The sequence below is a fragment of the Flavobacterium cheongpyeongense genome (assembly GCF_003202435.1).
Lineage (GTDB): Bacteria > Bacteroidota > Bacteroidia > Flavobacteriales > Flavobacteriaceae > Flavobacterium > Flavobacterium cheongpyeongense.
This window is the reverse complement of record NZ_QJHK01000004.1, coordinates 168580-193180: the sequence shown is the minus strand read 5'-3', so window position 1 is coordinate 193180 and position 24601 is coordinate 168580. Positions and strand designations below refer to the sequence as shown.

At 33.2% G+C, this 24601-nt stretch carries 20 protein-coding genes and 2 tRNA genes; 13 read left to right on the top strand and 9 right to left on the bottom strand.

All coding sequences use genetic code 11. The features are described from left to right. Nucleotides 1–9: 9 nt before the first annotated feature. Together DMB65_RS06590 and DMB65_RS06585 are read right to left on the bottom strand one after the other, a co-directional pair. The gene (locus DMB65_RS06590; protein WP_110305858.1) at nt 10–432 is read right to left on the bottom strand and encodes a hypothetical protein; all 423 of its coding nucleotides are present in this window, start codon (nt 430–432) and stop codon (nt 10–12) included. A gap of 312 nt (nt 433–744) precedes the next feature. Beyond that, nucleotides 745–2133 (bottom strand): dipeptidase, encoded by a 1389-nt coding sequence (locus tag DMB65_RS06585; RefSeq protein WP_110305857.1) that lies wholly within the window; start codon nt 2131–2133, stop codon nt 745–747. 109 nt (nt 2134–2242) lie between these two features. Here DMB65_RS06585 and DMB65_RS06580 point away from each other — a divergent pair. Next, a tRNA-Leu gene (locus DMB65_RS06580) sits at nt 2243–2324 on the top strand. 44 nt (nt 2325–2368) lie between these two features. On the opposite strand, the gene DMB65_RS06575 is transcribed toward DMB65_RS06580, so the two are convergent. The 3 genes from DMB65_RS06575 to DMB65_RS06565 all read right to left on the bottom strand — a co-directional run bounded on the left by DMB65_RS06575 (nt 2369) and on the right by DMB65_RS06565 (nt 4193). Beyond that, nucleotides 2369–3319 (bottom strand): AlbA family DNA-binding domain-containing protein, encoded by a 951-nt coding sequence (locus DMB65_RS06575; RefSeq protein ID WP_110305856.1) that lies wholly within the window; start codon nt 3317–3319, stop codon nt 2369–2371. Between the two features lie 241 nt (nt 3320–3560). Next, on the bottom strand, nt 3561–3791 hold the full coding sequence (locus DMB65_RS06570) for a hypothetical protein (RefSeq protein WP_110305855.1): 231 nt from the start codon (nt 3789–3791) through the stop codon (nt 3561–3563). A 329-nt stretch (nt 3792–4120) separates the two neighbouring features. Further along, nucleotides 4121–4193 (bottom strand) — tRNA-Phe (locus DMB65_RS06565). A gap of 143 nt (nt 4194–4336) precedes the next feature. Between DMB65_RS06565 and DMB65_RS06560 the strand changes: the two genes are divergently transcribed. The 7 genes from DMB65_RS06560 to DMB65_RS06530 all read left to right on the top strand — a co-directional run bounded on the left by DMB65_RS06560 (nt 4337) and on the right by DMB65_RS06530 (nt 11266). Further along, on the top strand, nt 4337–5071 hold the full coding sequence (locus DMB65_RS06560) for a type III pantothenate kinase (protein ID WP_110305854.1): 735 nt from the start codon (nt 4337–4339) through the stop codon (nt 5069–5071). Further along, complete coding sequence (locus DMB65_RS06555) at nt 5064–6290, top strand: hypothetical protein (protein ID WP_110305853.1); 1227 nt, start codon at nt 5064–5066, stop codon at nt 6288–6290. The genes DMB65_RS06560 and DMB65_RS06555 overlap by 8 nt, the downstream gene beginning before the upstream one ends. A gap of 51 nt (nt 6291–6341) precedes the next feature. Beyond that, nucleotides 6342–6899, top strand: coding sequence for an LPS export ABC transporter periplasmic protein LptC (gene lptC, locus DMB65_RS06550; protein WP_110305852.1), 558 nt, complete (start codon nt 6342–6344; stop codon nt 6897–6899). 11 nt (nt 6900–6910) lie between these two features. Continuing rightward, nucleotides 6911–7105, top strand: a complete 195-nt coding sequence (locus DMB65_RS06545; RefSeq protein WP_110305851.1) for a hypothetical protein — start codon at nt 6911–6913, stop codon at nt 7103–7105. A gap of 3 nt (nt 7106–7108) precedes the next feature. After that, nucleotides 7109–8368: a hemolysin family protein gene (locus tag DMB65_RS06540; protein ID WP_110305850.1), complete on the top strand. Its 1260-nt coding sequence runs from the start codon at nt 7109–7111 to the stop codon at nt 8366–8368. A 108-nt stretch (nt 8369–8476) separates the two neighbouring features. Further along, nucleotides 8477–10576, top strand: coding sequence for a peptidylprolyl isomerase (locus DMB65_RS06535; protein WP_110305849.1), 2100 nt, complete (start codon nt 8477–8479; stop codon nt 10574–10576). A 255-nt stretch (nt 10577–10831) separates the two neighbouring features. Continuing rightward, entirely contained in the window at nt 10832–11266 is a 435-nt protein-coding gene (locus tag DMB65_RS06530) for a hypothetical protein (protein WP_110305848.1), read from the top strand. Between the two features lie 459 nt (nt 11267–11725). Here the strand turns inward: DMB65_RS06530 and DMB65_RS06525 are convergent, their stop codons facing one another. Continuing rightward, nucleotides 11726–12637: a GYDIA family GHMP kinase gene (locus DMB65_RS06525; RefSeq protein WP_110305847.1), complete on the bottom strand. Its 912-nt coding sequence runs from the start codon at nt 12635–12637 to the stop codon at nt 11726–11728. Nucleotides 12638–12752: 115 nt separating this feature from the next. Then, nucleotides 12753–14051, bottom strand: a complete 1299-nt coding sequence (locus DMB65_RS06520; RefSeq protein ID WP_110305846.1) for a hydroxymethylglutaryl-CoA reductase, degradative — start codon at nt 14049–14051, stop codon at nt 12753–12755. A 180-nt stretch (nt 14052–14231) separates the two neighbouring features. Between DMB65_RS06520 and DMB65_RS06515 the strand changes: the two genes are divergently transcribed. The 5 genes from DMB65_RS06515 (at nt 14232) to DMB65_RS06495 (ending at nt 20877) form a co-directional block, all read left to right on the top strand. Then, the gene (locus tag DMB65_RS06515; protein WP_110305845.1) at nt 14232–16403 is read left to right on the top strand and encodes a S9 family peptidase; all 2172 of its coding nucleotides are present in this window, start codon (nt 14232–14234) and stop codon (nt 16401–16403) included. 33 nt (nt 16404–16436) lie between these two features. Continuing rightward, nucleotides 16437–18113, top strand: a complete 1677-nt coding sequence (locus DMB65_RS06510; protein WP_110305844.1) for a peptide MFS transporter — start codon at nt 16437–16439, stop codon at nt 18111–18113. A gap of 86 nt (nt 18114–18199) precedes the next feature. Then, nucleotides 18200–19684: a peptide MFS transporter gene (locus tag DMB65_RS06505; protein ID WP_110305843.1), complete on the top strand. Its 1485-nt coding sequence runs from the start codon at nt 18200–18202 to the stop codon at nt 19682–19684. Between the two features lie 46 nt (nt 19685–19730). Further along, nucleotides 19731–20198, top strand: a complete 468-nt coding sequence (locus DMB65_RS06500) for a thioredoxin family protein (protein ID WP_110305842.1) — start codon at nt 19731–19733, stop codon at nt 20196–20198. A gap of 226 nt (nt 20199–20424) precedes the next feature. Further along, a complete protein-coding gene (locus tag DMB65_RS06495; protein WP_110305841.1) occupies nt 20425–20877 on the top strand; it encodes a thioredoxin family protein in 453 nt (150 codons plus the stop codon). A 2-nt stretch (nt 20878–20879) separates the two neighbouring features. Here the strand turns inward: DMB65_RS06495 and DMB65_RS06490 are convergent, their stop codons facing one another. Further along, nucleotides 20880–22916, bottom strand: a complete 2037-nt coding sequence (locus DMB65_RS06490) for a ComEC/Rec2 family competence protein (RefSeq protein ID WP_110305840.1) — start codon at nt 22914–22916, stop codon at nt 20880–20882. 544 nt (nt 22917–23460) lie between these two features. Continuing rightward, nucleotides 23461–24579, bottom strand: a complete 1119-nt coding sequence (gene lpxB / locus DMB65_RS06480) for a lipid-A-disaccharide synthase (RefSeq protein ID WP_110305839.1) — start codon at nt 24577–24579, stop codon at nt 23461–23463. Nucleotides 24580–24601 lie beyond the last annotated feature (22 nt).

Here is a 24601-nt window from a genome sequence, read left to right as displayed (position 1 = left end):
TTGAGTTTTTTATTCTAAGTTTTGTTCTGAAACTAAATTCCCTTTATTGTATTTTCTGATATCGGTTAATTTTCCTTCATCTGAATAAAACTTCCAGTCTCCAAAATAGAACCAATGTGTTTCAACAGAATCGGTTTCTACTTTTGTTTTTCCTTTTGATTGCAGTTTTCTGTTTTGATGATAATATTTTACAGTACAGATTCCGTTTTTGTATTTTTCGGTTTTATAGATTTTTCCGTTGATGTAGGATTTCCACTTTTTTACGGGCTGGTCGTCTTTGTAATATTCGTACGATTTATAATGAGTACTGTCTTCAGAATATTCTTCAATCCATACTCCCTGCTTTTTCTTTTCAATCTTTTGATTAATTAAATGAGGCTTACAGCCAAGAAGAAATGTACCACACAAGAATATTACAAAAAGGTTTTTCATAGTTTTGTTCTACATTTATAGATTTGCTTCTACAAATGTAGAATAAAATTTTAAATATGAAAGAAAAAAGTTTCAATATTTAAATAAAACTATAATTTTCAATACTTTGGGATTGCGTTAGGGATAGCAGCGGCATCCTTTTTATTTTTCCTTTAAAAATAAAAAGATATAGCGGATAGCCCGGCCGTAGGTAACGCCCGAATCAATAGCAATAGCAAATTTCAATGGCAAATTTCAATAGGAATATCAACTTGAAAACTCAAAAAAAAATCCGCTCATTGCTGAACGGATTTTGAATTTTTATAAAACGAATTACTTCGAAAGCGCTACAAAATACTTGTAAAACAACGGAATTGTCTCAATTCCTTTAAGGTAATTAAAGATTCCGAAATGTTCGTTTGGCGAGTGAATTGCATCACTGTCAAGACCGAAGCCCATCAAAATGGTTTTGCTTTTCAGTTCTTTTTCGAACAATGATACAATTGGAATACTGCCACCGGAACGAACCGGAATGGCCGGAACGCCAAAAGTTTCCGTATAGGCTTTGTTTGCTGCCTGATACCCAATACTGTCAATTGGCGTAACGTAGCCCTGACCTCCGTGGTGTGGCGTCACTTTTACGGTAACTCCGGCCGGCGCAATACTGGTGAAATGTTTAGTGAATAATTCTGTAATCTCATGCCAGTCCTGATTTGGAACCAAACGCATCGAGATTTTCGCATAGGCTTTGCTGGCAATAACGGTTTTGGCTCCTTCACCCGTGTATCCGCCCCAGATTCCGTTTACGTCTAATGTTGGACGGATGGAGTTGCGTTCGTTGGTTACATATCCTTTTTCGCCATAAACATCAGCAATGTTTAAGGCATTTTTATATTTTTCTAAACTGAAAGGCGCTTTGGCCATTTCGGCTCTTTCTTCTGCAGATAATTCCTGTACTTTGTCGTAGAATCCCGGAATCGTGATATGATTGTCTTCGTCGTGAAGAGAAGCGATCATTTTTGCCAGAATATTAATTGGGTTCGCTACAGCCCCACCGTATAAACCGGAGTGCAGGTCGCGATTTGGTCCTGTAACTTCAACTTCTACATAACTCAAACCTCGTAAGCCTGTCGTAATTGAAGGCTGTTGGTTCGAAATCATTCCGGTGTCTGAAATTAAGATTACATCGTTTTTCAGTTTTTCCTGATTGCGTTCTACAAACCAGGCTAAACTTGCAGAGCCTACTTCTTCTTCGCCTTCGATCATGAATTTTACGTTACAAGGCAGTGTATTGCTCTGTACCATATATTCAAGTGCTTTTACGTGCATATACATCTGACCTTTGTCGTCGCAGGCACCGCGGGCGAAAATAGCACCTTCGGGATGAATATCGGTTGTTTTGATAACGGGTTCAAAAGGGGGAGAGGTCCATAATTCCATTGGATCAGGCGGCTGAACATCATAATGGCCATACACTAAAACAGTAGGTAAATTAGGGTCGATTATTTTCTCTCCATAAATAATTGGATAACCGGGAGTGTCGCAAGTTTCGACAAAATCGCAGCCTGCTTGTGATAAACTTGCTTTTACAGCCTCGGCCGTGTCAATAACATCTTGAGAGTATGCGGTGTCGGCACTTACCGACGGAATTTTTAATAATTCGATCAATTCATTGATAAACCGATCTTTATGTTGTTGAACGTAGGACTTAATGTTTTCCATTTAAATTATTTTTATAGAAAACCAAATATACAAAAAAGAGAATTAATAATTTTTTTCAAATTTTTCTTTGAATATTCGAAAGTATGCTTATCTTTGCACCCACAATTACGCGGATATGGTGAAATTGGTAGACATGCCAGACTTAGGATCTGGTGCCGCAAGGCGTGTAGGTTCGAGTCCTATTATCCGCACTAAAAAAGCTTCTGAAGATATTCAGGAGCTTTTTTATTACTATTCATAATCCTACTTCTAAATTTCTTAGACGATTTAATTCGTCGATTAATCTTTCACCCTGTTTAAAGGTTGCTTCTTTGACTATCTTTTTTTGACTCGGTGAATATGTGAAAAATTTAAAATCAAAATCTAAATCTCTGCACCAAAATGCTACAAATATTAAATAGTCTTTGCCAGAATGCTGAAGATCAAATTTTATAGGTAAATTAATAACCTGAACTAATACTTGTTCTGTATGACCTGTGAAGCAGAATTTTTCCCCTAAAGAATCTTCAAAAAATTTAAAGCTGTAGTTTGATTTAATTTGTTCGACATTATAAACATCAATTATATAAGATACTTTTTCCGCAGGGATAGAAGACTCATTTTTAATGCTAACAATTATATTATCCTGATGACTTTTAACTGTTTTTATAACAATTTCAGCTGATAAAGAAGGAACTCTTCTTTTATTAAATAAGGCTTGAATAATTCCATGAGGCGCTGGTTTTGCATCTCTCTCAAGTCTTAAATAATATTTTCCATCTGACGAACATTGATGCGGAGGATTTAAACTCTGTGGAATATCAATCAGAAAAACATTTCCATTTTCAGTCAAGAACTCTTCTATTTTTAAATCTGTTGGTGCTGGAACAATATTAGAAGCAATTTTTTGATACAACCAATCTTTATTTTTAAAATTTGAGAATGTCAATTCACCTTCACATATCTTAATAATATTTTTACCTACATTTTGTTTTGTTTCTCTTGGAGATCCTATAATCAATAGGCCGCCTTCAGTGTTTAAAAATGCCGCTATCTCTTTAAAAATGTCATTAATTTCAACTTCACCACTTTTAAATTCAACAACAGAGGATTCTTCCTGTGGGCTAGAAAAATAGTTTTTGAGATCAATTAAAGTAAGTTCGTCTCTTTTTTTTCCGAATATCTTTTCTATATAATTTGAATTCATATATCTCAGTTTTAAAAATCTGCTTTTTATCTTAAACGAAGATATAGAAAATTAATTCGTTATTTTTTTTACGCAGTTATATTCAAAAGACTTTCAGTCTTTCGCGTCTATCACAATATCGCAATATTTGTCATTCCGAGGGACGAGGAATCTTCACACGCTGAGCACGCACTGTTGTCGAGTTTCTTGCGGAGATTCCTCGTTTCCTCGGAATGACAAACTCGATGCAAACAAACTCTCTTCACTCAACATCCAAATAAGGATCTAAAGCTTCGGCCAATCTATTCAGACAATAGAAATTACATTCAATACTGTTTTTTTCTGGTAAGTTTTCGAAATCTTTCATTACCTGCAAAGAAAGAATATAGTTTACTTGCCGTATTGTTTTTGCCATATCTTTAGGATTAATACTGTTCGTGAAAAAATCAATTAACCTAGTTTCTGTTTCTTTTGAAAGATGATTTATGCTCATAATTTTAGATTTTATAATATCGCAAAAATCATCAGAACTTTATTTTATTTGGACGCATATATGGGTCTAATTATAATTGTTATTTCCGTATACAAAATTTTCGGCTCAAGCCATTTCTTCAAAACCATAAAAACACTTCCAACTAAAAGCAGTCGCAGCGTCTTTGTTTTGAGAGGATTTAAAAAGATTCAGGCAGATTGTTGTTTCTAAAAGTTTTGAGAGGCTGCTTTATGCTTAAATTTATCACTTAACAAGTTTGATATTATAATCCAGAATCAATAGAAAATTAAATAAAAACAAAAAACCCGAATATTGCTATTCGGGTTTCGTGGTACCTCCAGGGATCGAACCAGGGACACATGGATTTTCAGTCCATTGCTCTACCATCTGAGCTAAGGTACCGTGCTTATTAATTCACTTTGTTTCAGTTTCCGTGTGTTTCTGTGAACGTGTTTGCGGGTGCAAAGATAGAATCATTTTTCGTTTATCCAAAACATTTTTTTAAAAAAATCAATTCGTACCTTCGCCGTGGTAAATAAATAAATATGGTTTTAACAGTTGATATTGGTAATACCCGAATTAAAGCTGCTGTTTTTGAGGGGAGTACTGTTTTGGGAAAATTTGTTTTTGAGAAAAATGAACTCGAAAAAAAAATTAAAAAAATTTTAAAAAAATTTCAAAACTGCTCTGATTTAGTCGTTGCATCCGTCGGAAATATCGAAAGGCAATCTTTTTTGGCTTTAGAAAAAGAACTTAATATTCATTTTTTGACCCATGAGGATGTTTTTCCTTTTGTAAATAAATATGCAACCCCAAAAACGTTAGGAATAGACAGGATGGTTTTGGCTGCGGGAGCCACTTTACAATTCCCCAAACAAAACAGATTAGTTATTGATGCCGGAACATGTATTACCTACGATTTTATCGACGAATTTGATCATTATTTAGGTGGAGCTATTTCTCCAGGCTTGCGCTTGCGTTATGAAGCATTGCATAATTATACTGCCAGACTGCCTCTACTGGCTTTGGAAGACCCTGGATCTTATATTGGTAATACCACTGCGCAGGCAATACATTCAGGGGTCGTGAACGGTTTCGTCTATGAGATTGACGGTTTTATCGATGAATATCGTGTAAGATATTCAAATTTTATAATAATTTTAACGGGAGGAGATACAGAATTTTTGGCTAAACGATTAAAAAATACCATATTTGCCAATTCAAATTTCTTACTTGAGAGTTTGAACCAAACATTTCAATATAAAATCGACAATGATTAAAAAAATTATACTAAGTGCTTGTTTGCTTATTACGTTCGTTTCATTTGCTCAGCAAGGTACCGCTTCACCTTATTCATTTTACGGAATTGGGGATATGAAATTTAAAGGAACTTTAGAAAACAGGTCAATGGGAGGTGTTTCGGTTGAGCAGGACAGTATTCATTTAAACGTTGAAAATCCTGCAAGTTATGCCAGTCTTATACAAACTACTTTTACCGTTGGGGGTACTTACGGATCCTCAAAAGTAAAATCCGCGACTGAACAGGCAAGTACTACAAGGTCAACTTTTGATTATCTGCTTTTAGGGATACCAATGGGTAAATTAGGCTTAGGGTTTGGATTACTTCCTTTTTCATCAGTGGGCTATAAAATCAGGAATGACCAATCGGATACTGCATTAGGTAAAAGTACTCAATATGAAGGAAAAGGAGGGTTGAATAAAGTGTTTTTAGCATTAGGATACAAGATAAGACCAAATTGGAATGTAGGTGCAGATATGCAGTACAATTTTGGAAAAATTGAAACTACCGGTATAGAAGCGATTACAGAAATTTCAAGTGGTACAAGAGAAATTAATGCTTCTACGTTATCTGGCGTTAATTTTAATATTGGAACCATGTACCAGACTAAAATCTATAAAAAGATGGAATTGTTTACTAGTCTGGCTTATACTTTTGTGAGTAATCTGAAATCAGACAGTGAAAAAACTATAGAGGTAGATGGAGATGTAAGTACAATAAGTGATTTGAATAGTTCTACTTTGAGTTTACCAAATAGAGTAACAGTTGGTGCAGGTATTGGAGAAGCAAGAAAATGGTTAATAGGTACTGCACTGGTTTTTCAGGGCACTGGCAAATTTCAAAATTATTATAACACAAGTGATAATGTGCACTATGAAAGATATGCCAAATATGCAATTGGAGGATATTATCTTCCAAACTATACCTCATTTACAAGCTATTTGAGCAGGATAACCTATAGGGCAGGAGTTAAGTATGAAAAGACCGGACTTGTTGTAAATAATGAATCTATTAAAGATGTAGGGTTTTCATTGGGTGCTGGTTTCCCTATTACCGGAACTTTTTCTAATGTAAATTTCGGAATCGAATACGGTAAAAAAGGAACAGTTTCTTCAAATTTGGTTCAGGAAAATTATTTAAACTTTAGTCTAAGTTTCTCTTTTAATGACAAATGGTTTGTTAAAAGTAAATTCAACTAATGTGTAAGTTTATATTTTTATAAGCTCGATACAATTTACTACATTTGGCAGATGAATTTACCAAAAAGACATAGTAGTATAACCATTGTCACAGTTTTTGCTGTGACACTGTTTTTTGGTTGTGAAAGTAATTTTAAAGAAGTACAGAAAATTAACTTTTCAGAATTTTTTCCTGCCACAGATGCCGATACAATCAATATAAAATATACAGATTCCGGTCGAATTACGGGTGTTTTGAAAAGCCGTAAAATGTTGGATTATGCCAGTGTTGATTTTCCTTTTACCGAATTCCCTAAAGGAATAGATGTTACATTATACGATAAAAAACAAAAACGTACTTTTATTGTATCAAATTATGCAATTTCATACAAACGGACTGGTATAATTGATTTGCAGGGAAAAGTAAAAATAACTTCTGAAGCCGGGCAGGTACTTGAAACAGAACAATTATACTTTGATCAGAAAAACGAGTGGTTTTATACGGAAAGAAAATTTAAACTGACAGATGCAAAAGGAGTTTCGAATGGTCAGGGAATAGATTTTAGTAAAGATTTTAAAGTTATAAATTCACAACGGGTAAGTGGGGAAATTGAAGCCGAGGAAGATTAAAATTATAAATTATGGGTTACTTAAAATATACACAATACGTTTACTTGTTAATTGCAGTTGCATTTATTTATGACGGGATTACAAAGCTAAATGAAATGGGTGAAACTCCCTGGCTAAGTTTTCTGATAGCAGGTGTGAGTATTTTTATGTTTTTTTTCAGGAGAAAGTTTTCTAAAAAATTTGACGATCATTATAAAAAACAGTAAAAAATGGAAATTAGTATTATAATACTTTGTTTAATACTATCAGCCTTTTTTTCCGGAATGGAAATAGCTTTTATTTCTTCTAATAAGATTTATCTTGAAATCGAAAAAAAACAAGATAATTTTATCTCCGGAATTTTAACAAAACTTACTGAAAAACCATCAAAATTTATTGCTACGATGCTTATTGGCAATAATCTAGCTTTAGTCGTTTATGGTTTTTTTACCGCAGATTTAATTTTGAATTGCATAGCAAATTTAGGTTTTCAGTTGTCAGGTTATACCAATTTGTTTCTTCTCACTATAGTCTCCACTTTTATTATTTTAATAACTGCAGAGTTTTTTCCAAAAGTTTTTTTTCAGATTTACGCTAATTCATTAATTAGGATCTTCGCTATTCCGGCTTATATTTTTTACAGGTTATTCTATTATATTTCGACCTTTTTTATTTGGATTTCTGATTTTATTCTTAGGAAGTTTTTTAAGACAGAAGGAGACCAGGTGCAGTTGTTTTTTAGTAAAATTGAACTTGGGAACTACATTACAGAGCAGATGAATTCTGTTGAAGACAATGAAGAAGTAGATTCTGAAATCCAGATTTTTCAGAATGCTTTAGAGTTCTCAGGTGTTAAGGCGCGTGATATTATGACACCCCGTACAGAAATTGTTGATATAGATTTATTTGATACTGTTTCTGATCTTAAAGAATTATTTATAGAAACAGGATATTCTAAAATTATAGTAAGTCAAAATTCTTTGGATGATATTGTAGGTTACGTGCATTCTTTTGATTTATTTAAAAAACCCAAAACCATAAAATCTGTTTTGATGGCAGTAGAGTTTGTGCCCGAAACAATTTTGATTAAAGACACTTTAAGTCTGCTTATCAAAAAAAGGCGAAATATAGCTGTTGTTTTAGATGAATACGGAGGTACTTCCGGAATGATTACGATAGAGGATATTGTAGAAGAACTTTTCGGAGAAATTGAGGATGAACATGATTTAGATGAAGAGTTAATTGAACAGGAATTAAAGGAAGGGGAATATCTTTTTTCGGCAAGATTAGAGGTTGAATATTTAAATGGAAGATATAAATTAGAGATTCCGGAAAGTGATTCTTATGGAACTTTAGGCGGATATATCGTTGATTTTACAAAAGACATTCCTCAAAAATATGAAAAAATTAACATTGGGAATTATCGTTTTGTGATAGAACAATGTTCGAACAAAAAAATCGAATTAGTAAAAATGACTGTAAAAGAATAATTTTTTTAACAATTTAAAAAAAAAGGCGAAAATAAAACACTAGTTGTATTGTTATTAAGCAGATAATTGTATTTTCGCAAACTGAATATAAAATTAACTATAATAAAAATGGCAGTTTTAGCAAAAATTAGACAGCGTTCCGCATTATTGATAGGAGTTATTGCACTTGCATTATTTGCATTTATAATACAGGATCTATTTACAAGGGGAACATTTGGTCAAAGTTCAAAAGATGTAGGAAGCATCGATGGAAAAGATATTTCATTTGAAGACTTTAGAGTAAAAGTTAGTAATGTGGAAAAAAGCGGTCAGGGAATTACTTCCACTGAAGCTGCAAACAGAGTATGGGATCAGGAGGTTTCAATCGCTCTATTGTCTGCCCAGTTTGATAAATTAGGATTGAGAGTTGGAGAAAAACACCTTTTGGAGGTTTTAAAAGCGGATCCAAATATTGGTAAAAATCCAATGTTCTTAAATGCTGCAGGTATGTTTGATATTGCTAAATTCAAAGAGTATTTCAAAACAAATCCGGAAGCAGCCCAGTTTATTACTGAAAAAGAAAAAGATGCCACTTTAAATGCAAAATTCCAAATCTACAACACACTTGTAAAAGCAGGTCTTTACACTACTGCAAGTGAAGGAAAGTTAAAATATGAAATGGAAGCCAATAAAGTGAATTTTGCATATGCTGCCGCATTGTATTCTTCTATTAAAGACAGTGAAGTGAAAATTTCAGATTCTGAAATTGTTGACTATATGAAGAAAAACGAGAAAAAATTTAAAGCAGATGCAACTCGTGAAATTCAGTATGTGTTAGTTGAAGACAAACCTTCAAAAGAAGATAAAGCTGAAATTAAAGCAAAAATTACTGCTCTTTTAAATGGAAGAGTGGAGTACAACGCAAAAACTAAAACAAATGATACATTACCAGGTTTTAGAAATGCAACAAACATTGCAGAATTTGTAAACGCAAATTCTGATGTTCCTTATGATTCAACTTACATTGCTAAAAATTCTTTGCCTGCAGTTGATGCAGATAAATTATTCAGCTTAGCTCCGGGGCAAATTTATGGACCGTATGAATTTGGAAAATATTATGCTATTTCTAAATCTTTAGGTTTTAAAGCGGGTGTTAATGCTAAAGCAAGTCATATTTTAATTGGTTATGAAGGATCTCAAACTCCAAACCAAAAAGAAAAAAGAACAAAAGAAGAGGCTAAAGCTAAAGCTGAAGGTATTTTAGCTCAGGTTCAGGCTAATCCGGACAGTTTCATGATGCTTGCTTTTACAAGCTCTGATGATTCATCGGCACAGCAAGGTGGTGATTTAGGATATTTTGGTCCAAACCAGATGGTAAAACCATTTAATGATTTTGTATTCAGTAACGGAATTGGAAAAGTTGGTTTAGTTGAAACTCCTTTTGGATTTCACATTATTAAAATCACTGATAAACAGGATGGGATTCGTTTAGCTACAATTGCTCAAAAAATCCAGCCTTCTGAAGCTACTTCTGATAAAGCATTTACATTGGCAACTAAATTTGAGATGGAAGCTGCAGATAAAGATTTTAATGCCACCGCTAAACAATTAGGATTAAAAGTTGAAGCTCCTGTGACAGCTAAGGCTATGGACGAGGCTTTTGGTCCATTAGGAAACCAAAGAAACATTATTAGATGGGCTTTTGATAAAGAAACAAGTAAAAATGATGTTAAACGTTTTGAAATTGCAAATATTGGGCACGTTATTGCACAGTACAAAGGAGAGAACGAATCCGGTTTGGTATCTGTTACTCTGGCAAGATCATATGTTGAACCAATACTGAAAAATAAGAAAAAAGCAGAGATGTTAAAAGCTAAAATGACAGGTTCAAACATTGAGGCTATTGCAAAAAGTGCAGGAGTTAAAGTACAACAAGCAACAAATGTTACCATGGAAAATCCTACTTTGCCAGGTGGAGTGGGGCAGGAACCTAAAGTTGTTGGAAACGCATTTGCATTATCTCCAAATAAAGTTTCAGCACCAATTGAAGGAAATACAGGCGTTTATGTTGTGAAAAATATCAGTACTATTAAAGCACCTGCTATTGCTAATCATGCAGAATATGTATCGAAAGTAAAAGCTCAAAGCGCATCTGATGCAAGCAGAATTTTACCAGCTTTGAAAAACAACGCTAAAATTGAAGATAATAGATTACAATTTAATTACTAAATTTTTTAGTAATAATATTAAGCCCGAAACAGTTAAAAATGTTTCGGGCTTCTTTTTTTGTTTATATTGTGCGATTTTTACCTACAATTATTTGCCTGTTTCTAAAGTTATATCGGTATAATAGAAATATGATTTAAAAAATTTGGGTTATTCAAATTATTGCACTTTATTTGTCAGAATTTTGGTTTTGACGAATTAATTTTTGCAAGAAGATGATTGAAAATTATATTAATAATCAGGTATTTAATTTTGTATATGTTTAGTTTTTTTAGAAGAAAACCTAAAGTATATTCCAAAATTGAAAATCATATTTTTGGAATAATTACCGAGCTTTTAAAAGTCAGCGCTACTGATATCAATGTAGACGAGTTAGGTGGGAAATACTATCTGAGTAATGAAGAACAGCATTTTAAAGTTACTATATTAAGCAATGATTACGTTATCAGACTTACTAATACACGCGATTCTGTGGCTGAAAAATACGATAAGGTTTTTGTAGAAGACGTTTTAAAAGCGGTAAAAGAAGAAAAACACCGTCGAATGGAACTGGTTTATGATTCAATTACAAATAGTATTGAAAAAATGGCAGAGCGCCTTCATAATACGCTTATTGAATCAAATGAGCAGGAGTCCCAAAAAGTTCGTCAGTTAGAAACTAAGCATACTAAAAATAAAAGGGTAAATTGTTAGTTTTTGGAGTTTACCAATCTATTGAATTAAATAAAGATATTTCTTCATGACAAGGATTTGATAAGTAATTGATTTAAAAGTAAAGATTTAGTGAGAAACTTAGAATCCTTATTTTCAGGCAATATGAGTTGTTTTGAAAAAAGTGGTCAGGATTAATATTTTTCAAATTAGTGAAATCGGAACAGAATTATTTTGTTCCGATTTATTTTTTACCAGGTTTTTAAATGACTTTTAGATTGATGAAAAGCAGGCAGTCTGTTTCGATTTGAAACTCCTTAAAATCGACCAGAACTTTTGTTTGCTTAGGTAAAAATAATAAGCTGACGTGATAGTCAATTTTGAGTAATATACTTTCATCCAGATTCTGTTGTAAAAAATTAAGAGTTTTAATTTTTTACCTTAAAATTCTCTTTTATTTAAATTTTAAGGTTTTGTTATTTGAATGGTAAAAGCAGCTATTTACAATATCATTTCTTTATACGGAACAACTATAGGATACCCTTTTTTTGCGAAGTAGGAGTTAGGATTTTCACGGGACACGGCCAGCACAAAATCTCCGCCCCAGGCGCCAAGGCTTTTGACAGTGCCATTGAAGTCCGGAAAGAGGCATTCCTTAACGGTTTTAGTTTCCAGAATACGACTTAATATGTTTTCGTGCTTTTCTAAAGCATGTCTGAAATGGTCTTCATTTTCAGCCTTCAAAACTTCTTTCGTGATTTGGTTTATCGCTTCTTTTTGTGTTTCGAGATTATTTCTTTTCTCTTTGTAAAATGCTATGGCATTCTTGCTGCTTTGTTTTTGATTGAGGTAAACGAAATATAAATTTCCGGTAAAAGAGGGAGCAAATTTTACAGGTTCGACAATAGGTTTTTCATTTTCAAGATGAAATAAGACCGGGAAATTATTTTGCGCACAGGCAATATCGTAACCGCTGCCTCCAAAGCTGTTTTTAAGTAAGGTAAAAGCATCAATTTGAGTCCACTGCGCAATATTGTTTAATAGAGTTGAGGATGTGCCAAGTCCCCAGTTTTTTGGAAAAGTAAGTTTGGTAATTACGGTATAACCTTCTGAATTATTGATAAAAGCGGGGTTTAAAAGATACGCCTCGTGCAAAATATTAATTAGGGTTGTTTTTACGGATTCAGTTGTAACAGAAGGATTGTTTATTATTTCATCAAATGTAACGGTATCTTCAAACCAGATTTCTCCATCAATATTGTAGCTTTTCCATTGAATTTGATAACCCGAACCATTTTCAACAATTAGATTCTGTCCGAATTTTGTAGGTAGCGCAAATGCTCTGGCGCCATCCAAAACCAAATATTCGCCTGTAATCAATAGTTTTCCGTTGCTGTAAAAGGTTGTTTTCATTCGTTTTTTTTTAGCCCCGATGGCAACGATATCCTTTTATGGCGGGGTTCGCCATAAAAGATTTAGTGAACAGCGGGAATTGCTTCATCTATTGATTCTGCTGAGGATGGTACTATTATTTTCTTAAATTTTCAATAAATTCAACTACTGCGCTGTGAGTGACCGTAGTTTTCTTAAAATGATTTCTGATTAAGTGGCGCTCTTCTTCGTTTGCCTCAAACTGGTTGATGATATTGTTCAGGTGCATTTTCATGTGGCCTTCCTGGATTCCGTTTGTGGTAAGCGATCGTAAGGCTGCAAAATTTTGTGCCAGTCCTGCTACTGCAACAATTTGCATCAGTTCTGCTGCTGAAGGTTTTTCGAGCATTTCGAGGCATAATTTTACCAGTGGATGCAATGAAGTCAATCCGCCGACTGTACCGAGAGCGAGTGGAATTTCGAGCCAGAACGTAAAGGTTCCGTTCTCGATTTTAGCATGTGATAAACTTGAATATTGGCCATTTCGCGCAGCGTAAGCATGAACGCCAGCCTCTACAGCCCTGAAGTCGTTGCCCGTTGCGAGAATGACCGCGTCGACACCATTCATAATTCCTTTATTGTGCGTAACGGCCCTGAAGGGTTCTACTTCGGCTATTTGAACGGCCTGAACAAAACGTTCGGCAAACTCCTGAGGATCCTGGATATGCTTTTCGGCCAGATCTTCAACAGGACAGGAAACTTCTGCGCGGACTACACAATTAGGAACATAATTTGACAAAATGCTCATGATGACCTCAATGTCCAAGCCGGCATTTTGTGCTTCTTTTTTCAGGGTCTTTGCAAATTGCTCCAGGCAGGAATTGATAAAATTAGCACCCATACTGTCTTTTGTGTCAAAAGTGGCATGAAGCTGATAATAATTCTCAAGCAGGTTTCTTTTGTCCTTTAACTGAATATCAAGGATACCTCCACCGCGTTCCTGCATGTTTTTTGTAATACTTTGTGTTTCTGAGAAAAATTTTGGTTTAATCTGGCTGAAAAATTCTTCTAATGTATGGACCTCTCCATTAAATATAAAATGAACCTGACCAATTTTTTCGGTATTCATAACGGTTGCTTTAAATCCGCCACGTGTGGCCCAGTATTTTGCAGATTTTGAAGCGGCTGCAACTACTGAACTCTCTTCGATTGCCATCGGGATTGTTTTATAACTTCCGTTAATTAAAAAATTAGGAGCAACTCCAAGTGGAATATACAGGTTGGTAATTGTATTTTCTATAAACTCATCATGCAGTTGTTGCAGCTTGTCGTCTGAATTCCAGTAATTTCTTATTATATTTTGTGCCTCTTCGGGATTTGAAAAAAATTCTTTGGCAATCCAGTTAATTTTTTCTTTTTTGGATAATTTAGAAAATCCTGCAACAGCGTTGTTCATTCTCAGTATATTAAATAATAATGTTGTGGCAAAGATACCAATTTAAGGGTTTTGTTTAAAATGTATTTGTAATTTGAAAAGCATCTAAGACATTATTTTTTAACATTTAACAGTTAAAATGTGTATTATGTTTAATTTTTTCACTAAAATTGGACTCTTTTTTATATTAAACTAATACTAATGAATACAGGTAAAATTACTATTGTTCTTTTATTCTTGGTGGCTGTCTCTTTTGGACAACAAAAAATTACCGTCGAAAATATTTATAGCGGAGTGTTTCGTACGAAAGGTATGGATGAACTTCAATCCCTGAAAAACACTGATCAATATACGGTCTTAAATGTTGATCATGCAAGCAGAAGTATGCAAATCGATTTGTATGATTTCGGGACTTTAAAAAAGGTCACTAACCTGATTGATACTAAAAATCATAAGGAATTGGCAGACGGTATTGACAGCTATACTTTTGATGCCTCAGAAAAAAAGATCTTAATTGCCTGCAATAGCAATCAGATTTTCCGGCACTCATTTACAGCGGATTATTTTTTATACGATATTGCTTCAAAATCTTTAACGAAGCTTTTCGATTTTCAGGTACAGGAGCCTGTCTTTTCTCCTGATGGAACTAAAATAGCTTATGCCAGAGAAAATAATCTTTATGTATATGATGTTGCTTCAAAAATAGCTACCGCAGTCACTACAGACGGAAAAAAGAATGCAGTTATTAATGGAATTACCGACTGGGTTTATGAAGAAGAGTTTGCTTTTGTCCGGGCGTTTGACTGGAGTAAAGACAGTAAAAAATTAGCCTACATCCGTTTTGACGAAAGTCAGGTTCCGGAATTTTCAATGTTGATGTTTCATAAAGATTTGTATCCGACCATTGAAACGTTCAAATATCCTAAAGCCGGAGAGAAAAATTCAGAAGTATCGCTACATATATATGATGTAAATTCCGGTTTTGCAAAAAAAGTCGATTTAACCAATTATAAAGATTTTTATATTGCCAGGTTACAATGGACAAATAATGCTAACACTTTGTCGGCGCAGGTTTTAAATCGTCATCAGGATAATCTTGATTTATTATTTGTAGATGGAACTACAGCTGCTGCTAAAATAATTCTGAATGAAAAAGACAAAGCTTACGTCGATGTCACGGATAATTTAACATTTTTAAAAGACAATGGTTTTATCTGGACCAGCGAAAAAGACGGTTTTAATCATATTTATGTTTATGATAAAAGTGGAAAACTTAAAAATCAGGTTACAAAAGGAAATTGGGAAGTGACTTCATACTACGGTTTAGACGAAAAAACAAAGACTATTTTCTACCAGTCTACAGAAAATGGTTCTATCAACAGGGATCTTTACCGAATTGGTTTAGATGGAAAAAACAAAACTCGTTTATCTTCAAAAGTAGGGACAAGTACAGCTACTTTCAGTCCCAACTTCCAATATTTTATTACTACTTTTTCAAGTAATTTACAGCCTACTACTTATACTTTGAATGAAGCGAAAACCGGAAAAGAAATTCAGGTAATCGAAGATAATAAAGCTCTTGCTACTAAATTAGAGGCTTACAACCTTCCCAAAAAAGAATTTTTTGTTTTAAAAACAGCTAAAGGAAACGAATTGAATGCCTGGATTTTAAAACCGAAAGATTTTGATCCGTCTAAAAAATACCCTGTTTTTATGTACCAATATTCTGGTCCCGGATCACAACAGGTAAACAACGACTGGAACAACACTGACGATTACTGGTTCCTGTCTCTTACCCAGCAAGGTTATATCGTAGCATGTGTCGATGGAAGAGGAACCGGTTTTAAAGGTTCTGATTTCAAAAAAGTTACACAATTACAATTAGGAAAATACGAAGTTGAAGACCAAATAGATGCTGCGAAAGTAATTGGAGCATATCCGTATGTTGATGCTTCCAGAATTGGAATTTTCGGTTGGAGTTACGGAGGATTTATGGCGTCCAATTGTATTTTTCAGGGATCTGATGTTTTCAAAATGGCTATTGCAGTTGCTCCGGTGACGAACTGGCGTTTTTATGATAGTGTTTATACCGAAAGATACATGCAGACTCCGCAGGAAAATGCAAACGGCTACGATCAAAATTCACCTATCAATCATGTTGACAAACTAAAAGGGAAATTTTTACTGATTCACGGTTCTGGTGATGACAATGTTCATGTACAGAATTCAATGCAGATGATGGAAGCCCTGATTCAGGCAAACAAGCAGTTTGACTCGCAAATTTATCCAGATAAAAACCATGGTATTTATGGTGGTAAAACGAGAATTCAGTTATACAATAAAATGACTAACTTTATTAAAGAAAATTTATAATACAACTTTTCAATCTTAATAATAATGAATAATATGAAAGAAACTCAAGTAAAAACTTCGCATCCAAAAGGACTTTGGGTATTGTTTGGAACGGAGATGTGGGAGCGATTCAATTTTTATGGAATGCGGGCTTTATTAACTTTATTTCTTGTGAATTCATTATTGATGAAGGAAGAAGAAGCCTCTTTAATTTATGGAGGTTTTCTTGGGCTTTGCTATTTAACGCCAATGTTGGGAGGTTTTGTAGCCGATCGTTTTTTAGGCAACAGAAACTGTATTTTATTGGGCGGATTATTGATGGCTGTTGGTCAAATGTTGTTGTTTACCAGCGGAAGTGTTTTTGAATCTAACCTAGGCTTGGCAAAAACAATTATGTATTCTGCATTAGGGGTTATTGTTTTTGGTAACGGATTCTTCAAGCCAAATATTTCGAGTATGGTAGGAAGTTTGTACCCTAAACAAGAAAAAACAAAATTAGATACCGCTTTCACGATTTTCTATATGGGAATTAATATGGGGGCTTTCTTAGGCCAGTCTATTTGTCCTTTGTTAGGAGATGTAAAGGATGCTGGCGGAATTAGAGATATTCATGCTTTCCGATGGGGATTCTTGGCCGCTTCAGCGGCAATGCTTATGGGAACAGTTCTTTTTTACTTCTTAAAAAATAAATATGTGGTTTCTCCGGAAGGAAGACCATTAGGAGGATTGCCTTCTAAAAATGTAGCCGCTGATTTTGAAGAAGGAGAAGCACAAAAAGCTAATTTTTCTTCTAGAGCATTGACTATTGCCGGAATTGCATTCATTGCTTTAGGGTTCTTTTTTCATTATGTAGTAGGTCAGAACCTGATTTATACTTTGATTTATTCTAGTGGATTGGCATTAGCCGGATTAATTATTTCGGATACTTCATTAACTAAAATTGAAAGAGACAGAATTATTGTAATTTATATCGTGTCATTCTTTATTATTTTCTTTTGGGCTGCATTTGAGCAGGCTGGTTCTTCGTTGACCTTTATTGCCGACAATCAAACAGACAGACATTTCTTTGGTTTCCTCATGCCTCCGTCAATGGTTCAAATTTTTAATGGATTATTTGTAGTAATTATGGCAGTGCCTTTTAGTATTTTGTGGGATACTCTTCGAGCAAAAGACAAAGAACCTATTTCTCCGGTAAAATTGGCAGTAGGTCTAGTTATAATTTCTGTGAGCTTCTTTATGATCGCAACTCAGGTTTCATACATTGGAACTTCTGGATTGTTATTAGTAAAATGGCTTATTTTATTGTATTTCTTAAATACTTGTGCTGAGTTATGTTTGTCACCAATTGGTTTATCGTTGGTTGGTAAATTATCTCCAAAACGTTTTGCATCATTACTTTATGGAGTATTCTTTTTGTCAAATGCTTCTGGTTATGCTTTAGGGGGAACTTTAGGTTCTATCCTGCCTGCAACTGGAGATAAATTTGCAAAAGCAAAAGATTTAGGAATCGATCTTCAGGCTGTTTTAGACAATAAAGTAGTGCCAACTGCAGAACAATTATCTCTTTTAGAAAAACATCAGATTAGTGCACATAACCACTTTTTTGCAGGATTCGAAATTCATAACTTATATGAGTTCTTTATGGTATTTGTGGTTCTTACAGGTATTGCGGCAATTATATTATTTGCTTTGACTCCGTTCCTGAAAAAAATGATGCATGGTGTTAGATAATTTAATGGAATAAAATATGCTAAAAGCATCATCTTTGAATGAATTGAAGATGATGTTTTTTTATTTATATACTTAAAATAATAATAATGGAAGAAGGCTTAAGTTTAGAACAAATACAAAATTTTAAAGGGAAATATCCAAAACAATTGTGGTATTTGTTTACTGTTGAAATGTGGGAGCGATTTTGTTTTTATGGGATGCGTGGTGTTTTAACCTTTTTTATGGTGGATCAGCTTTTCCTTAAAGATGAGGCTGCAAATTTGCAGTATGGTGCAATTCAGGCATTTGTATATGCATTTACTTTTGTTGGTGGAATTTTTGCAGACAAAGTTTTAGGGTTCAAAAAGTCGTTGTTCTTTGGTGGGATTGTTATGATTTTGGGGAATCTACTTATTGCTTTTGCTCCACAGGATTTATTTTATTATGGATTAGCATTTTCTATAATTGGAACCGGTTTTTTTAAACCAAATATTTCTTCGATGGTTGGAGAACTCTACCATGAAAGTGATCACAGAAGAGATGCGGGTTATGGAATGTTTTATGCCGGAATTAATATTGGTGGCTTTTTTGGAGGAATTCTGTGTATTTATATAGGGAAATATTACTCCTGGCAATTGTGTTTTCTTTCGGCAGCTATTGTGATGACTTTTGGATTGTTGACTTTTTTGTTTACAAAAAAACATCTTGGTCCAATTGGAAATTCTCCGCTACTACATTTGGAACCAAGTAAAAGAAAAATTAAAGAAATAGCTGTTTATATAGGCTCATTATTAAGTATTCCGTTTATTTTCATAATGGTAAAAAATACAGATTATACAGATTATTTCATGTATACCATTGGTATAATTGCTATGATTTATTTTATATATGAAGTGATAAAATTAGGAGATATAAAATTGCAAAAAAAAATGATTGCAGCTTTTACATTTATTTTCTTTTATTTAGTATTTAATGCGATATATGAACAGAGCGGAGGGTCATTATCGCTGTTTGCTAAAGATAATTTAAGTTATAATTTGCTTGGATTTACCATTGACCCTAATGCTGTAAACAATAGTTCAAATACATTATTTGTTGTTATTTTCAGTCCTTTGGTCGGATTGCTTTGGCTTTGGCTGGCTAAAAAGAAGATAGAGCCTAATACATTGATTAAATTTGGTATTGGATTTTTGTTTTTAGCAGCCTCTTTTTATATTTTCTATTATACTAAATTTTTCGCAGATGTTAACGGGGTTACTTCCCTGAATGTGTTCACGTTTGCATATTTGGTGACGACTCTTGGTGAGCTTTGTCTGGGGCCAATCGGAATGTCTATTATTACAAAACTGTCTCCAAAAAGACTATTTGGAATGATGATGGGACTGTGGTTTTTAGCAACTGCATTTGGACAGTTATTTGCAGGAAAACTTGGTGCAGAAATTTCTAAATCAAATACAGGAACTACTTTAATGTCTAAGCTGCAGTCATACACAGACGGATATTATCAATTAGCTATTTATTCATTGATTGCGGGTGTTATTTTAATAGCAATTTCTCCATTTATTAAAAAATTAATGCAGGAAGTAAAATAGATATTTTACAGTGTTTTTTGTTTAAATTTGAAAAAAAATAATCGATATGAAAAAAATATTTATACTAACATTTTTTATAATAGGTTCTTTTGTTTTACAAGCCCAAGAGTTAAACTGGCATACTGATATAAAAGAAGCGATAACAATAAGTAATAAGGAAAAAAAGCCGTTAATGATGTTCTTTACCGGTAGTGACTGGTGCGGATGGTGTATCCGTTTGCAAAATGAGGTTTTAAAAACCCCTGAATTTCAAAAGTGGGCTAAGGAAAATGTAATTTTAGTTGAATTAGATTATCCTAGAAGAACTGCTCAAACACCAGAAATTAAAAATCAAAATGCCGAATTGCAGCAAGCTTTCGGTATTCAGGGGTTTCCAACTATTTATTTTGCCAGTGCCGAAACTAAAGACGGAAAAGTAAATTTTAAAGGTCTGGGAAATACAGGATATGTCGCAGGTGGCCCCACTGCGTGGCTAGCTGTTGCTGATGGAATAATTAAATCGCAAAAAATGTAAAAAAGTATTTGTATAATAATTAACAGAATCCCCTCAATTTATATGAGGGGATTTTTTTTTAATAAGAAATTATGCTGTAAACGTGATGGTTGTAAAATGAAATGTTTTGTTTTCATAAAATATTGCATTTAAAAAAACATATTGTATAATTTTTGTCCTAAAAATTGTTGTATAATTAAAATATAATGTTAATTTCGTTTTGCTAACAAACCAAATCTTTTGTACTATGATAAAAAAATTACTCCTGCTAATTTTCTTTTTAGGATCGATTACTTTCCATGCCCAAAATCTAGTTTGGAAAACGAGCATGGATGCTGCTATAACTGAAAGCAATGATGAGAATAAGCCTATGCTGATCTTTTTTACTTCTTCAAGTGCGCCAAATAATCTTCAAAACGAAGTCTTCAAAACACCAGATTTTGCAGTCTGGTCAAGGGATAATGTTGTATTAGTGAAATTAGATCTTTCTGATACTGATGTGTCTGATGCTGATAAAGAACAAAATGTCAGACTTAAAAATGCATTTGGGGTCGAAAATTTGCCAGAGGTTTGTTTTGCAATTGCATCAGTTAGAAAAAGTAAAACAACATTTCAGGCGCTTGGTAAAATTGGATACAAGCCAGGTGGGGCTAAAGCATGGATTTCTGAATCGGAAGCTATTTTACATCCAAGCGAATAAATTCAGTTTAATAATTTATAAAATCCCTTTTCACTCGTTGCATGAAAAGGGATTTTTTGTTTCAGACAAGTCGCTTTCCAATATTTTTGAATGGAGTATGAATTAGATGCATCGGCAATAATTATTTTAGGATGCAAACTTTTTAAAATTCGATCCAGATTAATTTTTGGCGACTGAATGAAAATTAAAATATCAGGCTGGATTGTTTGTGGGTAAATCCCTGAACTATCAATAATGAAAATCTTTTTGTTATTAAGATATAGCATGTTTTTAATTTTTGTTTCATTTTTTAATCTGCAAAAGTTCCCAACCAGATAAGAATTCACAATGTTGTTTTTTGATGCTTTATTCAAAACATTGTCGTTACAAAAAAATGTAACATCCTCTCCATCTCTTTCAGAAATAATTGTCTTTTTCTTGGTGTTATAGACAATGATTTCGTGTTGGCTCTGTATGTTTTTTTTGGTGAATAGAAAAGAAATCTGTAAAAGAATTATTGAGACCAGAACCCCAATGAGTTTTGAAAATTTTGGCTTTTTTATCCAAATTATGGTAATTATTATCCATATGTAAAATGCAAATAAATAGTAATTATTGAAACTTATATTTCGGATTACAAAAGAATCAAAAGAAGCTATAAAATGAATAACTTTATTTAACAAATAAATACTTTTTTCAAGGATTTGAATTAAAAATAGTGGTGCAATATTAAAGACAGCTAAAATCATGACTATTATTCCAACAATCATAATTAATGATAAAATTGGAATAATAACAATATTAGTAATGAAAAATAGCCCCGGAAATTGATGAAAATAATATAGACACAGTGGTAATGTACCAATTTGTGCTGCAAACGAAACAGTTAAGACATCCCAGATGTTTATAATAATTTTGTTTTTTGGATTCCATAAGTTTTTTAATATGGGCTGTAACCAAAGAATGAAAAATAATGCCAGATAGCTGAGCTGAAATCCTATATCAAATAAAAAGTAAGGCTCAAAAAGCAATATGAGGAGAATGGAAACCAATAAGGTATGATAGGTATTTCCGCTTCTTCTTAAATAAGTTCCAATTGCCAGAAATGAAAACATGACGACTGAACGTAACACACTGGGTGATAGACCTGATATTACCGCAAATATAATTAGTGAAGTTAAGATGGCAATTAATTTTATAAGCGAACCTTTTGGATTATTTCCAATAGGTTTTAAAATAAAAGAAATAAACAACATGATAAATCCGACATGCAGCCCCGATACCGAAAGAATATGTGTAGCACCGGAAAATTGATAATCCTGGATAGTTTCCGGTGATATTTCTTGTCTTTGCCCTAAAATGAGCGCTAAAGCTACATTCATTTCGCTGGGATTAAAATTGTTTCGGGTAAGATTGTGTACAATCCTTGCATGTAATTTTGCGGTATAATACCAGATATCTTTTTGTATAGTTTTGTGAATGCTGATTTCTGATTTTGTCGCATAAATCTGCGCATAAATCTGTTTGTCTTTTAAGTATTTACCGTAATCAAACTGATTGGGGTTTTTAGGTGAAGGGTTGTCTTGTAAAGTTGTTTTTAAGCAAATTATATTTCCAATAATAAGAGCATTAGGTAAGCTGTCTTTTTGAATATTTATAATAGTTTTACCGGAGTATTTTTGATTTTCAATTTGCCTGATTAACGCAACATATCTGTCATTATACTCATTGCCTTTTAATTTCTCCCGCAAACAAAGCGTTATAAATTGTGGTTTTTCAAAAGCCTTTTTACAATTTGTATAGTTTGTCTTTTGCAATGATTCTGTATGGAATGATAAAGTCAGACAGCCAATAAAGAATGTGGTCAGATAGGTGCTGATGCTAAAAAATGAGAGGTATATATCCCTTTTATGCGATAAAAAGTAAGCAAGGGTAAATACAAATAATGCGACTAAAGTAGGGTATATAAAATACAAACCTGCTTGCGTATAATAACTGAATATTATTCCGATTATAAAACAAATCGTGACTTTGGTCAAAGGATAATTTAATACTTTCATTAGATAAAAGTATTAAAAAAATGTAAGAAAATTTTGTTTTTTTTGAAAAAAAATATTCAATTATTCTGTCAAACTGAACAAATAAGTTTTTATAATAAGGTTCTTTTGTAGAGGAAATAATCATTCCTTTAGATGTAGAAGAATGTATAAAATTTAGTTCTTCACGACTAATTTCTGTTATAAGCCCAACATGATTAATTTGATTGTTTCTATTGGTTTTAAAAAAAAATTAGATCTCTTTTTTAGCATCATCAAACTTTATTATTTTTCCAACTTTCGATTGTTCATATGAACTTCAGGGTAGTTTAATATTTTCTGATCCAAAAGTAAAACAACTAAACCGGAACAATCAAAACCTGCTTTTGTCGTGCCGGTTGCTTTATAACGAACACAATGTTAGCAGTTGCAGTCTCAATCAAATTGCTTACAATATATTTTGTTTCATGTCCTGCCTCTTTGTTTACAGTATTTGAAGCTGTTTGACAAGAGGTTAATGTAATTGAGAATAAAATCCAGTAAAATTATTTTTTTCAGGACGATGATTTTATTGTTTTTTTAGATCTGCAACAATAAGTTTGGCTGTTTTTGTACTAGCTCCAATTCCTCCGAGTTTTTGTTCTAAGATGTCGTATTGTTTTAATACCTCCTGTCGATAATCAGGGTTTAGTAATTTTTGTAATTCTTCTTTGATGCTTTTTGTGTTACAATCATTTTGAATCAATTCGGTTACTACTTCTTTATCCATGATTAAATTAACCAGTGAAATGTATTTTAGTGTAATAATACGTTTTGCAATTTGATAAGATGCCCAGCTTCCTTTATAACAAACAACTTCCGGAACTTTAAAAAGTGCAGTTTCTAAAGTTGCTGTTCCTGAAGTTACTAAAGCTGCTGTTGAAGATCGAAGTAAATCATACGTTTTATTCGAAATGAATTTGATGTTTTTATTTAAAATGAACTGTTGGTAAAATTCAAAATCCTGACTTGGTGCCCCTGCAATTACAAATTGATAATCTTTAAAGTTTTCAACCACACTTAGCATCACACTTAGCATTTTTGTAATCTCCTGTTTACGACTTCCCGGTAAAACCGCAATGATAGGTTTTTCGTTTAGTTGATTGTTTTTTCTAAAAATAGCTTCATCAAAAGCAGGCTGGTTCTGGATGGCATCAATTAGCGGATGACCTACAAATTCTACAGGAAAATGATGTTTGTCTTCGTAAAAGTTTTTTTCGAAAGGTAAAATCACAAACATCTTATCAACATCACGTTTAATTGCTATAATTCGACTTTCTTTCCAGGCCCAGATTTGAGGTGAAATGTAATAATGGGTTTTGTAATGTAGTTCTTTAGCCCATTTTGCAATTCGCATATTGAACCCCGGATAATCAATAAAAATAACAACATCCGGCTGGAATTCTGAAATATCTTTTTTGCAGAATTTAATATTATTTAAAATGGTTTTTAAGTTAAAAAGTACTTCGACAAAACCCATGAAAGCCAATTCCCGATAATGTTTTACCAAAATCCCTCCTGCCTTTTGCATTAAATCTCCGCCCCAAAATTTAATTTCAGCATCTGGATCTTCTTTATATAGCGCTTTCATCAAATTAGCCCCGTGAAGATCACCCGATGCTTCGCCTGCAATAATATAATATTTCATACGTAGATAATATTTATTTTAA

What these genes read in the sequence shown, in the direction of transcription:
- DMB65_RS06535 (WP_110305849.1), top strand. Translation starts at nt 8,477, where the DNA reads ATGGCAGTTTTAGCAAAAATTAGACAGCGTTCCGCATTATTGATAGGA.
- DMB65_RS06585 (WP_110305857.1), bottom strand. Translation starts at nt 2,133, where the DNA reads ATGGAAAACATTAAGTCCTACGTTCAACAACATAAAGATCGGTTTATC.
- DMB65_RS06555 (WP_110305853.1), top strand. Translation starts at nt 5,064, where the DNA reads ATGATTAAAAAAATTATACTAAGTGCTTGTTTGCTTATTACGTTCGTT.
- DMB65_RS06520 (WP_110305846.1), bottom strand. Translation starts at nt 14,051, where the DNA reads ATGAACAACGCTGTTGCAGGATTTTCTAAATTATCCAAAAAAGAAAAA.
- DMB65_RS06490 (WP_110305840.1), bottom strand. Translation starts at nt 22,916, where the DNA reads ATGAAAGTATTAAATTATCCTTTGACCAAAGTCACGATTTGTTTTATA.
- DMB65_RS06570 (WP_110305855.1), bottom strand. Translation starts at nt 3,791, where the DNA reads ATGAGCATAAATCATCTTTCAAAAGAAACAGAAACTAGGTTAATTGAT.
- DMB65_RS06530 (WP_110305848.1), top strand. Translation starts at nt 10,832, where the DNA reads ATGTTTAGTTTTTTTAGAAGAAAACCTAAAGTATATTCCAAAATTGAA.
- DMB65_RS06590 (WP_110305858.1), bottom strand. Translation starts at nt 432, where the DNA reads ATGAAAAACCTTTTTGTAATATTCTTGTGTGGTACATTTCTTCTTGGC.
- DMB65_RS06505 (WP_110305843.1), top strand. Translation starts at nt 18,200, where the DNA reads ATGGAAGAAGGCTTAAGTTTAGAACAAATACAAAATTTTAAAGGGAAA.
- DMB65_RS06515 (WP_110305845.1), top strand. Translation starts at nt 14,232, where the DNA reads ATGAATACAGGTAAAATTACTATTGTTCTTTTATTCTTGGTGGCTGTC.
- lptC (WP_110305852.1), top strand. Translation starts at nt 6,342, where the DNA reads ATGAATTTACCAAAAAGACATAGTAGTATAACCATTGTCACAGTTTTT.
- lpxB (WP_110305839.1), bottom strand. Translation starts at nt 24,579, where the DNA reads ATGAAATATTATATTATTGCAGGCGAAGCATCGGGTGATCTTCACGGG.
- DMB65_RS06540 (WP_110305850.1), top strand. Translation starts at nt 7,109, where the DNA reads ATGGAAATTAGTATTATAATACTTTGTTTAATACTATCAGCCTTTTTT.
- DMB65_RS06525 (WP_110305847.1), bottom strand. Translation starts at nt 12,637, where the DNA reads ATGAAAACAACCTTTTACAGCAACGGAAAACTATTGATTACAGGCGAA.
- DMB65_RS06495 (WP_110305841.1), top strand. Translation starts at nt 20,425, where the DNA reads ATGATAAAAAAATTACTCCTGCTAATTTTCTTTTTAGGATCGATTACT.
- DMB65_RS06510 (WP_110305844.1), top strand. Translation starts at nt 16,437, where the DNA reads ATGAAAGAAACTCAAGTAAAAACTTCGCATCCAAAAGGACTTTGGGTA.
- DMB65_RS06500 (WP_110305842.1), top strand. Translation starts at nt 19,731, where the DNA reads ATGAAAAAAATATTTATACTAACATTTTTTATAATAGGTTCTTTTGTT.
- DMB65_RS06575 (WP_110305856.1), bottom strand. Translation starts at nt 3,319, where the DNA reads ATGAATTCAAATTATATAGAAAAGATATTCGGAAAAAAAAGAGACGAA.
- DMB65_RS06545 (WP_110305851.1), top strand. Translation starts at nt 6,911, where the DNA reads ATGGGTTACTTAAAATATACACAATACGTTTACTTGTTAATTGCAGTT.
- DMB65_RS06560 (WP_110305854.1), top strand. Translation starts at nt 4,337, where the DNA reads ATGGTTTTAACAGTTGATATTGGTAATACCCGAATTAAAGCTGCTGTT.